Here is a 14237-nt window from a genome sequence, read left to right as displayed (position 1 = left end):
GTCAGATCAGCGCCTGCGCCAGCCGCAGGCCATGCCGCTGCTCCGCCTCCTGCAGCGAGCGCGCAATCGACGGGTGCAGCCGCACCCCGTTCGCCGATTGCGCTTCCCGACGCTTCAACCCGCCTTCACCCGGCAGCCGCACAGGCCTGGCCGGGTCGACGGGCGTGTTGTCGCGGCATTTCTCGGCCACGTGATCCATCTGGCGCAGGAAAGCGTCCTTGCCGCCGAAGGCGTGCAGGTCGTGCAGCGTGAGGTGCACCGTCGCGCCCCAGCCTTCGGGCGGGTCGGCGCGGCCGTGGCCCGCGAGGCCGGCCGTGAGCGTCTCGACCAAGAGCGCCATGCCGTAGCCCTTGTGGCCGTGGCTCAGGCCGCCCACGGGCAGCAGCGTGCCGGGCGGCTGGTCGAACAGCACCTGCGGGTTGTTCGACGGCTGGCCAGCGGCATCGATGAGCCACTCTTCGGCGAAGGTCTCGCCGGCCGCGCGCTTGCGGTTGCTCATGCCGTTGGTGGTGATGGAGGCCGAGATGTCGACCATCACACCGCCTTGCGACAGCGGAAAGCCCATCGCCAGCGGGTTCGGCGTGAACACCGCCTGCGTGCCGCCGAAGGGCGCGACGCTGGCGGTGTTGGGGTCGGAGCAGGCCAGCAGCATCAGCATGTCTTCCTGCAGCGCGCGCAGCATGTAGACCGCGAGGCAGGCGATGTGGTGGCTGCGGCGGATCACGAGCGAGGCCGTGCCCAGCTCGCGCGCACGCGGCACCAGCAGGTCCATGCCCTGGTCCATGAGCCAGGGGCCGGGCAGGCGCTTGCCGTCCCACAGCACGGCGGCGGGGCGGTCGGACAGCACTTCGGGCGCGCCGTCGCGGGTCATGCCGCCCGATTCGATCTCTTTCACGTAACCGGCCAGCAACGCGAGGCCGTGCGTGTCGTGGCCCAGCAGGTCGCCTTCGACCAGCGTGCGTGCCACGCTGTCGGCCATCGAGGCCGCGAGCCCCGCTTTCTGCAGCAGGGCGCTGGCGTAGTCGCGCAGTGCGTCGGCGCGGTAGAGCGGGGCGGCGTCGGTCATTTCAGGATTTCCAGCACGCGGTCGAGCCCGCCTTCGTTGATCGCCACCATGGCCTGCTCGCGCACCTTCGGCTTGGCGTGATAGGCCACCGACAGCCCGGCTTCGCCCATCATCGGCAGGTCGTTGGCGCCGTCGCCCACGGCGATGGTTTCCTGCGGCGAGATGCCCATGAGCGAGGCCACTTCGAGCAGCGTGCGGCGCTTTTCGGCGCCGTCGCAGATGTCGCCCCAGCTCTGTGTCACGACCTGGCCGGTGAGCTGGCCGTCGGCTTCGTCGAGCAGGTTGGAGCGCGCGAAGTCGATGCCCAGGCGGTCCTTCACGCGGTTGGCGAAGAAGGTGAAGCCGCCCGACACCAGCAGCACCTTGAGGCCCGCCTTCTTGCACGCGGCGACCAGCTCGGTGGCGCCGGGGTTGAGCTTCAGGCGCTCGTCGTACACCTGCTGCAACGCGGCCACGGGCACGCCCTGCAGCAGCGCCACGCGGCGGCGCAGGCTTTCCTTGAAGTCCTTGATCTCGCCGCGCATCGTGGCCTCGGTGATCGCGGCCACCTCGGCCTTCTTGCCGACCGCATCGGCGATCTCGTCGATGCATTCGATGTTGATGAGCGTCGAGTCCATGTCGAACGCGATCAGCTTGAAGTCGGCGAGCTTCAGCGGCGGCTTCACGCGCTGGAGGACGAGGCCGGGAGAGATTTCAATCGTAGCGCTCATGCGGGGGCGGTTTCCTTGACGAGGGGTTGTCCGAGACTGCGCAGCACGTCGCGCACCATCTGGGCGCGGTCCTTCGGCTCCTTGAGTTCGCGCTCGATGCGCAGCTTCTCGTTGCCGGCGAGCTTGATGTGCTTGTTCTTCTGGATCAGCTGGATGATGGCCATGCCGTCCACCGGCGCGTCCTTGCGGAAGGTGATGTTGATGATGCCCGGCGCCGCATCGACCTTGACGACGCCGTAGGGCCGCGCGAGCACGCGCAGGCGGTGCGTGTCGATGAGCGTCTGGGCCTGCGGCGGCAGCTTGCCGAAGCGGTCGACGATTTCTTCCAGCAGCGTGTCGATCTGGTCGGGTGTCTTCGCGGTGGCGAGCTTCTTGTAGAACGACAGCCGCAGGTGCACGTCGCCGCAGTAGTCGTCGGGCAGCAGGGCGGGGGCGTGCAGGTTGATTTCGGTCGTGACCGACAGCGGCGAGAGCAGGTCGGGCTCCTGCCCGGCCTTCAGCGAGCGCACGGCTTCGCTGAGCATCTCGTTGTAGAGCTGGAAGCCGATCTCCATCATGTTGCCGCTCTGGTTCTCGCCGAGCACCTCGCCGGTGCCGCGAATTTCCAGGTCGTGCATCGCCAGGTAGAAGCCCGAACCCAGTTCTTCCATCTGCTGGATCGCCTCGAGCCGCTGCGAGGCCTGCTTGGTCAGGCCCTCGGTGTCCGGCACCATGAGGTAGGCATAGGCCTGGTGGTGCGAGCGACCGACGCGGCCGCGCAGCTGGTGCAGCTGCGCCAGGCCGAACTTGTCGGCGCGGCTCATCACGATGGTGTTGGCGGTGGGCACGTCGATGCCGGTCTCGATGATGGTCGAGCACAGCAGCATGTTGTAGCGCTGGGCCACGAAGTCGCGCATCACGCGCTCCAGCTCGCGCTCGGGCATCTGGCCATGGGCCACGGCGATGCGGGCCTCGGGCAGGATTTCTTCGAGCTTCTGGCGCCGGTTCTCGATGGTCTCGACCTCGTTGTGCAGGAAGTAGACCTGCCCGCCGCGCTTCAATTCGCGCAGCACGGCTTCGCGGATCACGCCCGTGCCCTCGTTGCGCACGAAGGTCTTGATGGCCAAGCGGCGTTGCGGCGCGGTGGCGATCACGCTGAGGTCGCGCAGGCCTTCGAGCGCCATGCCCAGCGTGCGCGGAATCGGCGTGGCCGTGAGCGTGAGCACGTCGACCTCGGCGCGCATGGCTTTCATCGCCTCTTTATGGCGCACGCCGAAACGGTGCTCCTCGTCGATGATGAGCAGGCCCAGGTTCTTGAACTTGACCGACTGCGAGAGCAGCTTGTGCGTGCCGACCACGATGTCGACCTGGCCCTCGGCCAGGCCCTTGGCGGCGGCCGTGATTTCCTTGGCGGAGCGGAAGCGGCTCATCTCGGCCACCTTCACCGGCCACTTGGCAAAGCGGTCGACCAGCGTCTGGTAGTGCTGCTCGGCCAGCAGCGTGGTCGGCGCCAGGAAGGCCACCTGCTTGCCGCCGGTGACGGCGATGAAGGCGGCGCGCAGCGCGACCTCGGTCTTGCCGAAGCCCACGTCGCCGCACACGAGGCGGTCCATCGGCTGTGGCGAGATCATGTCCTGCACCACGGCGTGGATGGCAGCCTTCTGGTCGGCGGTTTCCTGGAAGCCGAAGTCGTTGGCGAACACCTCGTAGTCGGCCGGCGAGTAGCGGAAGGCATGGCCTTCGCGCGCGGCGCGGCGGGCGTAGATGTTGAGCAGCTCGGCGGCGGAGTCGCGCACCTGTTCGGCGGCCTTGCGCTTGGCCTTTTCCCATTGTCCGGAGCCCAGCTTGTGCAGCGGCGCCTCGTCGGCGCTCACGCCGGTGTAGCGGCTGATCTGGTGCAGCTGACTCACCGGCACGTAGAGCGTGGCTTTGTCGGCGTACTCCAGGTGCAGCATTTCCTGCAGCAGCGGCTTGCCGTCGGCACCCGTGCCCTGGCCCAGGTCCATGTGGATCAGGCCGCGGTAGCGGCCGATGCCGTGCGCGCTGTGCACCACCGGGTCGCCCACGTTGAGTTCGGACAGGTCCTTGATCAGCGCTTCGACGTCGCTGACCTGTTCCTGCTTCTTGTTGCGCCGGCGCGTGGTGGGCGCGGTGGCGAACAGCTCGGTTTCGGTGACGAAGTCGATCGCCTGTTCGCGCCACGCGAAGCCCGAGGCCAGCGCGGCGGTGGCGATGCCGATTTTTTCGTCGCCCGAGGCTTCGAACTCGGCCAGCGAGTCGAAGGCCGGCGGGTTCACGCCGCTGGCGCGCAGGAAGTCGAGCAGGCTCTCGCGGCGGCCGTCGCTCTCGGCGATCAGCAGCACGCGGTGCGGCGTGGCGGCGATGTGGGCCTTCAGGCCGACCAGCGGGTCTTCGGCGCCGCGCACGACGGCAAAGGGCGGCAGCTTGTCGAACTCGGCGTAGGGCGCGTCGGTGGCGATGTCGCCGCGGATGGCGAGCTGCGCATGCGGCTTGGCGCGCTGGTAGAACTGCTCGGCGTTGAGGAACAGCGCGTCGGGCGGGAGCGCGGGGCGCTCGGGGTCGCCCTGCACCAGGCGGTAGCGCTCGTTCGTGTCCTGCCAGAAGTGCTGGAACGCGGGTTCGAGGTCGCCGTGCAGCACGACGGTGGCGTCGGGGCCGAGGTAGTCGAACACCGTGGCCGTCTCGTCGAAGAACAGCGGCAGGTAGTACTCGATGCCGGCGGTGGCCACGCCGTTGCCCATGTCCTTGTAGATGCGGCTCTTGGTCGGGTCGCCCTCGAGCAGTTCGCGCCAGCGGCTGCGAAAGCGCGCGCGGGCGTCGTCGTCCATCGGGAACTCGCGGCCCGGCAGCAGGCGTACCTCGGGCACGGGGTACAGGCTGCGCTGGGTGTCGGGGTCGAAGGTGCGGATGGAGTCGATCTCGTCGTCGAACAGGTCGACGCGAAACGGCACCGGCGAGCCCATGGGGAACAGGTCGATCAGGCCGCCGCGCACCGCGTACTCGCCCGGGCTCACGACCTGCGTCACGTGGCTGTAGCCGGCCAGCGTGAGCTGCGCCTTGAGCTTGGACTCCTGCAGCTTCTGCTTGGCCTTGAACTGGAAGGTGTAGCCGGCCAGGAAGGCCGGCGGCGCCAGCCGGTACAGCGCGGTGGTGGCGGGCACCAGCACCACGTCGGCCTCTTTCTGGCTGATGCGCCACAGCGTGGCCAGGCGCTCGCTGATCAGGTCCTGGTGCGGCGAAAAGCTGTCGTAGGGCAGCGTCTCCCAGTCGGGGAACAGGGCGCAGCGCAGCTCGGGCGCGAAGAAGGCGATTTCGTCGATGAGCCGCTGGGCGTCGTTCGCGTCGGCGGTGAACATCGCGGTGGCGCGACCCGCGGCCTTCTCGCGCATGCCGAGCTGGGCCAGCATCAGCGCATCGGCGGACAACGGGGGACGCGGCAGCGTGAAACGCTTGCCCGCCGGGAGAAGGGGGAGGTCCATGGAGCGGTTCGAAAAATGCACGACACCCCGCGCCGGACGGCGAGGGGTGTGCGAATGTCAATTCTAGAATGGCAGCCCCTTATCCGCTTGTCGGCCATCGGCCCGTGCCGCACCCTCCATGTCTTCTTCCCGTTTCTACGTGCTGATCCCCTGCGCCGGTTCCGGCCACCGCGCCGGCGGCGCGCAGCCCAAGCAGTACCGGCGTCTGGCGGGCCAGTCGATGGTGGCCCACACGGTGGACGCGTTCCGTGCGCTGGCCGGGCGTTTCGCGGGCGTGGCCGTGGTGGTGTCGCCCGACGACCGCGAGGTGCAGACGGCGCTGCCGCGCTTTCCGACGACGGGCGAATACCTGCTGCGCGTGGGCGGCCTGACGCGCGCCGCCTCGGTGCGCAACGGCCTGGCGGCGCTGCGCCAGAAGGGCGCCGGGCCGCACGACTGGGTGCTGGTGCACGACGCGGCGCGCTGCCTGGTCACGTCCAGCCAGATCGAGGCGCTGATCGCCGCCTGCGAGCACGATGCCGTCGGCGGCCTGCTGGCGCAGCGGCTGGCCGACACGCTGAAGGTCTCGTCGACCGACAGCCGCGCGACCCAGACCCTGCCGCGCGCCGACAAGTGGCTGGCCCAGACGCCGCAGATGTTCCGCATCGGCATGCTGCTCGACGCGCTGGAGCGCGTGGGCGACGTGGTGACCGACGAGGCCAGCGCCATCGAGACCCTCGGCCTGGCGCCGCTGCTGGTGCCCGGCAGCGCGCAGAACTTCAAGGTCACCTTCCCCGAAGATTTCGCACTGGCCGAGGCGGTGCTGCTCGGCCGCAAGAAGGCCATGGCATGACGACACCGTTCAACATCCGCATCGGCGAAGGCTGGGACGTTCACCAGCTGGTGGCGGGGCGCAAGCTCATCCTGGGCGGCATCGAGGTGCCGCACACCACCGGCCTGCTCGGGCATTCGGACGCCGACGTGCTGCTGCACGCCATCACCGACGCGCTGCTCGGCGGGGCCGGGCTGGGCGACATCGGCCGGCATTTCCCGGACACCGACGCCCAGTTCCGTGGCGCCGATTCGGCCGTGCTGCTGGCCGAGGCGGCGCGGCGCGTGCGCGCAGCGGGCTGGGAGATCGGCAACGTCGACAGCACCGTGATCGCGCAGGCGCCCAAGCTGGCGCCGCACATCCCGGCCATGTGCCAGCGCATCGCCGACACGCTGGGCATTGCGCTCGATCAGGTCAATGTGAAAGCCAAGACGGCCGAGAAGCTCGGCCCGGTGGGCGAGGGGCGGGCGATGGAAGCCCGCGCCGCGGTGCTGCTGCACCGCTGAGCCCGGGGTTCTTCTTCAGGCGACCTGTTTCTTGCCCGGCACCTCGCCGGGCTTGCTGCTGCCCGCCGGCATTGCGCGCGGCATCCGGATGTGGGCCGCGAGGCCGCGGCCCGGCGTGCTGGTGAGCGCGAAGGTGCCGCCCATGCGCTCGATGTTCTTCGCCACGATCGACAGCCCCAGGCCGGCACCGGCTGCCGAGGTGCGCGCCGCATCGCCGCGGAAGAAGGGCTTGGTCAGCTGCACGAGCAGGGCGGGCTCGACGCCCGCGCCGTGGTCGCGCACCTTGATCAGCACCGCGTCGTTGTTGGCCTGCGCCTGGATCGTGACGTCGGCCACGCCCGTCGACGGCGTCTTGCCGTAGCGCCGGGCGTTCTCGACCAGGTTGGAGATCACGCGCGTGAGCTCGACCTCGTCGCCCATCACCTTCAGGTCGGCGGGCACGTCGACGTGGATGTTCATCTCTTCGTAGTCCTGCACGGCGTAGGTGCAGGCGTCGATCACGTCGCGCAGCAGCACGGGGCGCTGGTCGACATGGTCGGGGCGGGCGTAGTCGAGGAACTTGTCGATGATCGCGTCGAGCTGTGCGATGTCGGCGGCCATGTGGTCGCGCGCGTCTTCGTCGGCCACGCTCATCTCGGTCTCGAGCCGCAGCCGGGCCAGCGGCGTGCGCAGGTCGTGCGAGATGCCGGCCAGCATGATGGCGCGGTCCTGCTCGATCTTGGCGAGCTGGTCGGCCATGCGGTTGAAGCCGATGTTCACCGCCCGGATTTCGTTGGTGCGGGCGCGCTCGTCGAGCCGGTGCGCCTCGTACTCGCCCTCGCGCACCTGCAAGGTGGCGCGCGACAGTTGCTTGAGCGGCAGGTTGATGAGCCGCGTGATCAGCGCCGCGCCCGCGAGCGACAGCGCCATCGCCGTGCTGAGCCAGACCAGCCAGGTGCGTCCGCCCACGCGGCTGAAGCGCGTGGGGTCGAGCAAAAGCCAGTAGGTGTCGCTCTCGATGGTGAAGCCGATCCACAGGCCCGGCTCGTCGTTCACGCGGCTGGCCACGGTGGTGCCTTCGCCGAGTTGGGCGATCAGCTCTTCGGTGACGCGCTCGTCGAGTGCGCCGCTGGTGTAGGGCTGGAAGCGGTCGTTGGGTTCGCGCGGCAGGATGCGCACGCCTTCCTGGTCGGCCAGCGTCTTGATCAGCGAGACCCGCGTGATCGCGTCCGAGTACACCAGCGCCGCGCGCGTGAGGTTCACGAGCGAGGCGATCTGGTGTCCGGTCTGGATGGCGCGTGGCTCGTATTCGAGCGAGCGGAAGGTCTGCAGCCACGCGACCGTGCAGCCGATCAACAGCAGTGCGAGCAGGAAGAAGGTGCGCCAGAAAAGGCTGAAACCCAGCTTGAGGCCGGGGCGGCGGTCACGCTGCGCGCTCGCTTCGAGCGGGCTGGGCATCGTGACCTGTGCCCCGTCCTCCTGGGCCGGGTCAGGTCGGGCGGAATGGAGGCCGATGGCCACCTCTCAGCGGATCGTCAGGCCGTGCCGTCCGGCACGAACACGTAGCCCACGCCCCAGACGGTCTGGATGTAGCGCGGCGCCGCGGCGTCGGACTCGACCAGCTTGCGCAGGCGCGAGATCTGCACGTCCAGGCTGCGGTCGAAGGGCTCGAATTCGCGGCCGCGTGCCAGCTGGGCCAGCTTTTCGCGCGACAGCGGCTGGCGCGGGTGGCGCACCAGCGCCTTCAGCATCGCGAACTCGCCGGTGGTCAGCGAGAGTTCTTCGCCGTCCTTCTTCAGGGTGCGCGAGCCGAGGTCGAAGGCGAACGGGCCGAAGGTGACGGTCTCGTTCTCGGTGGAGGGGGCGCCCGGCGCCTCGAGCGGCGGGCGGCGGCGCAGCACGGCGTGCACGCGGGCCAGCAGTTCGCGCGGGTTGAAGGGCTTGCCGAGGTAGTCGTCGGCGCCGACTTCGAGACCGACGATGCGGTCCACGTCCTCACCCTTGGCGGTGAGCATGATGATCGGCGTGCGGTCGTTGGCGGCACGCAGACGGCGGCACACGGAGAGGCCGTCTTCGCCGGGCATCATCAGGTCGAGCACGATCAGGTCGACCGTGTCGCGCAACAGGATGCGGTTGAGCGCCTTGCCGTCCTCGGCCACGATCACTTCGAATCCTTCCTGCGTCAGGTAGCGGCGCAGCAGGTCGCGGATGCGGGCGTCGTCGTCGACGATCACGATCTTGTCGGTGCGAGCGGGAACTTGAGTCATTTCTACAACGTTGAATTTGTAACAGCGCCGATTCTGAAGGCGTTAGGACCCCATTGCTGCCGAATTCCGTAGTGGTTGACACTAAGTTACACAACTTGCGGCCGCTCGCCGTCTGGTCATCCGGGCTTTGCCCGGCGGTGGCACAGTCCGTGCTGCCTTATGACGATTGCGCGATGAGACCTTCTTTTTCTGCCTTGCCTCTGCTTTTTTTCGCATGCGCCTGTGGTGCGACGTCCGTCGCTTCCGAAGGGTTTTTGCGGGTCAGTGAAGGGCGCCGCAGCGAAGTGCGCGATGCCGTGGCCGCGCACCGGGCGGCCCAGCGGGAAGAGCAGCGCCGCGGCGAAGCGCTGGCGGGGCGCCGTCTCACGGCGGGCGAACTCTTCGAGTTGAGGCAGCAGGTCCGGGGGCAGTGGGTGCCTGCGGGAACGGGTGTTCTTCTGAATTCGGCAGAATCACAGCCTGCCGAGCGCATCGTGCCGGTACCGCAGCCCGTCGCCAGTCCGCAAACCGCGCCGCGCAGCCTGCGCCACTGAAGAAGAGGGCGCGGGCGAGGGCTTTTCCTCGCATCCACCAGGGAGAAATCTGTCTTGAAGACTGTTCAATTGATCGCGGCCTGCGCCGCGCTGACCTTTGCTGGGGCCGCCTTGGCCCAGAATGCCGTCATGCCTGCTCCACAAAACGTGCTCCAGCTGTCGGCCTCCGGCACCGTCGAAGTTCAGCAAGACCTGCTGAGCATGACCCTCGTCACCACGCGCGACGCCGCCGAGGCGGGCACCGTGCAGACCCAGCTCAAGACCGCGCTCGATGCCGCGCTGGCCGAGGCCAAGAAGAATGCGCAGCCGGGCCAGCTCGACGTGCGCACCGGCAACTTCAGCCTCTCGCCGCGCTACACCAAGGACGGCAAGATCAATGGCTGGCAGGGGTCGACCGAGCTCGTGCTCGAAGGCCGCGATTTCGCGCGCATCACCCAGACGGCCGGGCGCATCAGCACGCTCAGCGTGGGCAACGTCGGCTTCGGCCTGAGCCGCGAACAGCGCGCCAAGACCGAGACCGAGGCGCAGAACATCGCCATCGACAACTTCAAGCAGAAGGCCGGCGAGTTGGCCAAGGGCTTCGGCTTCGGCGGCTACACGCTGCGCGAGGTGTCGGTGAACGCGAACGACAGCGGCCCGATCCGTCCGCGCGTGATGGCCATGCAGGCCAAGTCGTTCTCGGCCGCCGATTCGGCCGTGCCGGTGGAAGCGGGCAAGACCAGCGTGGTCGTGAACGTCTCCGGCTCGGTGCAGCTCAAGTAAGAAGGCAAAGAGCGCAGCGCCGGCGGGCGAGTGCCGCCGGCGTTTTTTCGTTGTCTCTGTTGATTTACTGAGCCGTCCAGCCGCCATCCATGGCCCAGGCGACGCCCCGCACCTGATCGGCCGCGGGAGAGCTCAGGAAGACGGCCAGCCCGCCCAGTTGCTCGACCGTCGTGAACTGCAGCGAGGGCTGCTTTTCCCCCAGCAATTCGTTCTGCGCCTGGAGGGCCGAAATGCCTTCGCGGGCCGCGCGGTCGTCGATCTGTTTTTGCACCAGCGCCGTGAGCACCCAGCCCGGGCTGATCGCGTTGCAGGTGACGCCGGTGGTGGCGGTTTCGAGCGCCACCGACTTGGTCAGGCCGACGATGCCGTGCTTGGCCGCGACATAGGCCGACTTCTGCGCCGAGGCCACGAGCCCGTGCGCCGACGCCACGTTGATGATGCGGCCCCAGTTGGCCTCGCGCATCGCGGGGATCGCCAGGCGCGTCGTGTGGAAGGCGCTCGTGAGGTTGATCGCGAGGATCGCGTCCCAACGTTCGGTCGGGAAGTCCTCGACCTTGGCGACGTGCTGGATGCCGGCGTTGTTGACGAGGATGTCGACGCGGCCGAACTTCGACGCCGCGAACTTCATCATGTCCTCGATCTGGTCGGGCTTGCTCATGTCGGCCCCGTGGTACTCGGCACGCACGCCGAGTGCCTCGATCTGGGCCTTGGGGGTGTCGGCGTCGCCGAAGCCGTTGAGCACGATGTGTGCGCCCTGTTGAGCCAGCGCCTTGGCGATGGCGAAGCCAATGCCACTGGTGGACCCCGTGACAAGCGCGGTTTTGCCTTTGAGCATGAAGATCAATCTCCGGATGAATTAGGATGCAACGAGACCATTATCCGCACCCGAACCCCTCCGTTTCCATGACAGAACCGACCCTTCACGACGTGGCCTGCAACGACGCCCAGGGCGGTCATCGCATGGCCTATTGGCAATGGGGTGACGCGCAGAGCGCACATGTCGTGGTCTGCGTGCACGGGCTGACCCGGCAGGGGCGCGATTTCGACGTGCTCGCGCAGGCCATCGTGGCGCGCGCGGGCGGCGACGTGCGCGTGGTCTGTCCCGACGTGGTCGGGCGCGGCCGCAGCGACTGGCTGCGCGACCCCGCTTTCTATCAAGTGCCTGTGTATGCGGCCGACATGGTGGCGCTGATCGCGCAGCTGCACGGCGAGCATCCCATCGGCACGCTCGACTACGTCGGCACCAGCATGGGCGGGCTGATCGGCTTCGTGCTGGCCGGCCACAAGGAGCTGCCGTTGCCGCGGCCCATTCGCCGTTTCGTCGCGAACGATGTCGGCCCCACGGTCGAGCCCGCCGCCATCCAGCGCATCGGAGCGTATGTGGGCAAGAGCGGCCAGTTTCCGAGCGTGCAGGCCGCGGCCGACGCGATGTGGGCCCTGTCGACCACGTTCGGGCCGCACACGCCCGAGCAGTGGCGCGCGCTGTCGCAGCACATGGTGGTGCCGGCTTCTGAGCGCAGCGTCGACGGTGCCGCCAAGACCGCCAGTGCCGGCCCGGTGGGCGAGGGCGCCTGGGTGCTGCACTACGACCCGGCCATCGGCGTGCCGTTGCGGGCCATCACGCCCGAGATCGCGGCGCAGGGCGGGGCGGTGATGTGGAGCCTGTACGACGCCATCGACGCGCGCGCGCTGCTCACGCGCGGCGCGGCGTCCGACTTGCTGTCGCCCGAGACGGCGGCCGCGATGACGCAGCGCGGCCCGCGTGCCACGCTCGTCGAGTTCGAGGGCGTGGGGCACGCGCCGACTTTCGTCGATCCCGCACAGGTCGCCGTCGTCACGAATTTCCTGTTCGATTGAGGGCATCGTGAAGCGAGAGTCTGCGAACCTTCAGACGGCACCCCTGTCCGACGGCGTCATGGTCGATTACCCGCTGTCGGCCGCCACGGCCGACCGCTCGCCGGTCATGGAGAACATGCTGGCGCGCGCCCGCGCGTTCGCCGAGCCGCTGATCGCCGACGAAAAACTCGACACCGGCGAGAACACGCTGGCGCACGCCGATGCCGTGGCTGCCATCGTCGCGAAGATGGGCGGCTCCGAGGCGATGCAGGCCGCGAGCTACCTCGTGTATTCGTGCCAGCACCTGAACCGCCCGCAGGAAGTGATCGCCAAGGTTTTCGGCGACAACTTCGCAGCGCTCGCGGTCGAGACCACCAAGCTCGTGCGCGTGCAGGAGCAGGCGCGCACCGCCTCGCAAGGGCACCACGCCGAAGGCGCCGGCGCGCAGACCGAGAACGTGCGCAAGATGCTGCTCGCGTTTTCGCGTGACCTGCGCGTGGTCATGCTGCGGCTGGCCTCGCGCCTGCAGACGCTGCGGCACGCGGCGGCCAGCAAGCAGCCCGCGCCCGAGAGCGTGGCGCGCGAGTCGCTGCAGGTGTTTGCGCCGCTCGCGAACCGGCTGGGCATCTGGCAGGTGAAGTGGGAGATCGAAGACCTCTCGTTCCGCTTTCTTGAACCCGAAACCTACAAGCTGATCGCCCGCCTGCTCGACGAGAAGCGCATCGAGCGCGAAGGCCATGTCGAGCAGTTGCGCTCGCAGCTGGAGCACGAACTGCAGGCCGAAGGCGTCAAGGCCACGGTGCAGGGACGCCCGAAGAACATCTACAGCATCGTCAAGAAGATGCGCGGCAAGTCGCTCGACTTCGAGCAGGTCTTCGACATCCTCGCGCTGCGCGTGGTGGTGCCGGACGTGAAGGACTGCTATGCCGCGCTGGCCTGGGTGCACTCGCACTTCCAGCCCATCGACGAAGAGTTCGACGACTACATCGCGCGGCCCAAGCCCAACGGCTACCAGTCGCTGCACACGGTGGTGCGCGAGATCGTCGATGGCAAGGTGGGTAAGCCGATCGAGATCCAGATCCGCACCGAGGAAATGCACGACCACGCCGAGCATGGCGTGGCTGCGCACTGGGCCTACAAGGAAGCGGGCCACAAGGGCTACGCCGGTGTCTGGGCGAGCGGCGAGTACGACGCCAAGATCGCCGTGCTGCGCCAGCTGCTGGCCTGGGAGCGCGACCTGTCGGGCGGGCTGCAGGGGCAGGGGCTGTTCGACGACCGCATCTATGTGCTCACGCCCGAAGCCGCCATCGTCGAGTTGCCGCAGGGCGCGACGCCGGTCGACTTCGCCTACACGGTGCACACGACGCTGGGCCATCGCTGCCGCGGTGCGCGTGTCGATGGCGCGATGGTGCCGCTGAACACGCCGCTGTCGAACGGGCAGACGGTCGAGATCATGGCGGCCAAGGAAGGCGGGCCGTCGCGCGACTGGCTGAATGCGGAGCTGGGTTATCTGGCGAGCCACCGTGCGCGTGCCAAGGTGCGCGCCTGGTTCAACGCGCAGATCACGCACGAGACCGTGGCGCGCGGACGCGAAGCCGTCGAGAAGCTGCTGCAGCGCGAAGGCAAGACGGCCATGCGGCTCGAAGACCTGGCTTCGCAGCTCGGCTTCAAGTCGGCGGACCATCTGTTCGAGGTGGTCGGCAAGGACGAGTTTTCGCTGCGCAACATCGAGACGCTGCTGCGTCCGCCCGAGCCGGCGCTGAACCCTGACGACGGCGTGCAGATCAAGAAGGCGCGCGGCAGCGAGAAGTCGGGCAAGGGCGGCGTGCTCGTGGTGGGCGTGTCGTCGCTGATGACGCAGCTCGCCAAGTGCTGCAAGCCGGCGCCGCCGGATGCGATCCGCGGCTTCGTCACGCGCGGCCATGGTGTCAGCGTGCATCGCGCGGATTGCAGCAACTTCCGCACGATGGCCGCGAAGGACGGCGAGCGCGTGATCGATGTCGAATGGGGCCTGCCGAAGAAGGGCGCCGATGCACCGGTCTATGCAGTCGACGTGGCAGTGGAAGCGGCCGACCGCCAGGGTTTGCTGCGCGATATCTCCGATGTCTTTGCGCGCGAGAAGATGAACGTGATCGGCGTGCAGACGCAGTCGATCAAGGGCACGGCGTGGATGACGTTCACCGTGGAAATCGCCGATGCCGCGCGTTTGACGCAGGTGTTGAGTGTGGTGACTGCAGTGACTGGTGTGCGATCTGCACGTCGGCGCTGAAAAGGGCCATTTCTCCTGC

At 68.3% G+C, this 14237-nt stretch carries 12 protein-coding genes; 6 read left to right on the top strand and 6 right to left on the bottom strand.

Going from position 1 to position 14237, the window contains the following annotated elements:
- Nucleotide 1: 1 nt before the first annotated feature.
- Genes AC07XP_RS02700 through mfd form a run of 3 tightly spaced genes read right to left on the bottom strand, consistent with a single transcriptional unit; the run spans nucleotide 2 to nucleotide 5255 of the window.
- Nucleotides 2–1066 carry an Ldh family oxidoreductase gene (locus tag AC07XP_RS02700; protein ID WP_495263713.1) on the bottom strand — a complete coding sequence of 355 codons (1065 nt, stop codon included), beginning with the start codon at nucleotides 1064–1066 and terminating at the stop codon, nucleotides 2–4.
- Nucleotides 1063–1776, bottom strand: a complete 714-nt coding sequence (gene serB, locus AC07XP_RS02695) for a phosphoserine phosphatase SerB (protein ID WP_487847052.1) — start codon at nucleotides 1774–1776, stop codon at nucleotides 1063–1065. Before serB ends, AC07XP_RS02700 begins: the two co-directional genes overlap by 4 nt.
- Nucleotides 1773–5255 carry a transcription-repair coupling factor gene (gene mfd, locus AC07XP_RS02690; RefSeq protein ID WP_139704648.1) on the bottom strand — a complete coding sequence of 1161 codons (3483 nt, stop codon included), beginning with the start codon at nucleotides 5253–5255 and terminating at the stop codon, nucleotides 1773–1775. The genes serB and mfd overlap by 4 nt, the downstream gene beginning before the upstream one ends.
- A gap of 118 nt (nucleotides 5256–5373) precedes the next feature.
- Here mfd and ispD point away from each other — a divergent pair, with 118 nt between their 5' ends.
- The gene (gene ispD / locus AC07XP_RS02685) at nucleotides 5374–6087 is read left to right on the top strand and encodes a 2-C-methyl-D-erythritol 4-phosphate cytidylyltransferase (RefSeq protein WP_095947739.1); all 714 of its coding nucleotides are present in this window, start codon (nucleotides 5374–5376) and stop codon (nucleotides 6085–6087) included.
- A complete protein-coding gene (gene ispF, locus AC07XP_RS02680) occupies nucleotides 6084–6572 on the top strand; it encodes a 2-C-methyl-D-erythritol 2,4-cyclodiphosphate synthase (RefSeq protein ID WP_369647192.1) in 489 nt (162 codons plus the stop codon). The genes ispD and ispF overlap by 4 nt, the downstream gene beginning before the upstream one ends.
- A gap of 15 nt (nucleotides 6573–6587) precedes the next feature.
- On the opposite strand, the gene AC07XP_RS02675 is transcribed toward ispF, so the two are convergent.
- Together AC07XP_RS02675 and ompR are read right to left on the bottom strand one after the other, a co-directional pair.
- Entirely contained in the window at nucleotides 6588–8009 is a 1422-nt protein-coding gene (locus tag AC07XP_RS02675) for a sensor histidine kinase family protein (protein WP_062480711.1), read from the bottom strand.
- A gap of 77 nt (nucleotides 8010–8086) precedes the next feature.
- Nucleotides 8087–8818 carry an osmolarity response regulator transcription factor OmpR gene (ompR, locus tag AC07XP_RS02670; RefSeq protein ID WP_007837017.1) on the bottom strand — a complete coding sequence of 244 codons (732 nt, stop codon included), beginning with the start codon at nucleotides 8816–8818 and terminating at the stop codon, nucleotides 8087–8089.
- A gap of 95 nt (nucleotides 8819–8913) precedes the next feature.
- Here ompR and AC07XP_RS02665 point away from each other — a divergent pair, with 95 nt between their 5' ends.
- Nucleotides 8914–9351 (top strand): hypothetical protein, encoded by a 438-nt coding sequence (locus tag AC07XP_RS02665; RefSeq protein ID WP_223301309.1) that lies wholly within the window; start codon nucleotides 8914–8916, stop codon nucleotides 9349–9351.
- A gap of 54 nt (nucleotides 9352–9405) precedes the next feature.
- Nucleotides 9406–10113, top strand: a complete 708-nt coding sequence (locus AC07XP_RS02660) for an SIMPL domain-containing protein (protein WP_062480709.1) — start codon at nucleotides 9406–9408, stop codon at nucleotides 10111–10113.
- 64 nt (nucleotides 10114–10177) lie between these two features.
- Here AC07XP_RS02660 and AC07XP_RS02655 read toward each other — a convergent pair whose 3' ends face one another.
- Nucleotides 10178–10948 (bottom strand): 3-hydroxybutyrate dehydrogenase, encoded by a 771-nt coding sequence (locus AC07XP_RS02655; protein WP_095947875.1) that lies wholly within the window; start codon nucleotides 10946–10948, stop codon nucleotides 10178–10180.
- 68 nt (nucleotides 10949–11016) lie between these two features.
- Between AC07XP_RS02655 and AC07XP_RS02650 the strand changes: the two genes are divergently transcribed.
- Both AC07XP_RS02650 and AC07XP_RS02645 read left to right on the top strand, forming a co-directional pair.
- Nucleotides 11017–11970 carry an alpha/beta fold hydrolase gene (locus AC07XP_RS02650; protein WP_495263712.1) on the top strand — a complete coding sequence of 318 codons (954 nt, stop codon included), beginning with the start codon at nucleotides 11017–11019 and terminating at the stop codon, nucleotides 11968–11970.
- Between the two features lie 58 nt (nucleotides 11971–12028).
- Nucleotides 12029–14218, top strand: a complete 2190-nt coding sequence (locus tag AC07XP_RS02645) for a RelA/SpoT family protein (protein WP_495263711.1) — start codon at nucleotides 12029–12031, stop codon at nucleotides 14216–14218.
- Nucleotides 14219–14237 lie beyond the last annotated feature (19 nt).

It is taken from the genome of Variovorax sp. GW531-E2 (assembly GCF_059423125.1).
The sequence above is the reverse complement of the archived record's forward strand: the minus strand, read 5'-3'. Positions and strand labels throughout refer to the sequence as shown.

Bases quoted from the DNA above. Each gene is read 5' to 3' on its own strand.
- AC07XP_RS02700 (WP_495263713.1), bottom strand. From the start codon at position 1,066: ATGACCGACGCCGCCCCGCTCTACCGCGCCGACGCACTGCGCGACTAC.
- serB (WP_487847052.1), bottom strand. From the start codon at position 1,776: ATGAGCGCTACGATTGAAATCTCTCCCGGCCTCGTCCTCCAGCGCGTG.
- mfd (WP_139704648.1), bottom strand. From the start codon at position 5,255: ATGGACCTCCCCCTTCTCCCGGCGGGCAAGCGTTTCACGCTGCCGCGT.
- ispD (WP_095947739.1), top strand. From the start codon at position 5,374: ATGTCTTCTTCCCGTTTCTACGTGCTGATCCCCTGCGCCGGTTCCGGC.
- ispF (WP_369647192.1), top strand. From the start codon at position 6,084: ATGACGACACCGTTCAACATCCGCATCGGCGAAGGCTGGGACGTTCAC.
- AC07XP_RS02675 (WP_062480711.1), bottom strand. From the start codon at position 8,009: ATGCCCAGCCCGCTCGAAGCGAGCGCGCAGCGTGACCGCCGCCCCGGC.
- ompR (WP_007837017.1), bottom strand. From the start codon at position 8,818: ATGACTCAAGTTCCCGCTCGCACCGACAAGATCGTGATCGTCGACGAC.
- AC07XP_RS02655 (WP_095947875.1), bottom strand. From the start codon at position 10,948: ATGCTCAAAGGCAAAACCGCGCTTGTCACGGGGTCCACCAGTGGCATT.
- AC07XP_RS02650 (WP_495263712.1), top strand. From the start codon at position 11,017: ATGACAGAACCGACCCTTCACGACGTGGCCTGCAACGACGCCCAGGGC.
- AC07XP_RS02645 (WP_495263711.1), top strand. From the start codon at position 12,029: ATGGTCGATTACCCGCTGTCGGCCGCCACGGCCGACCGCTCGCCGGTC.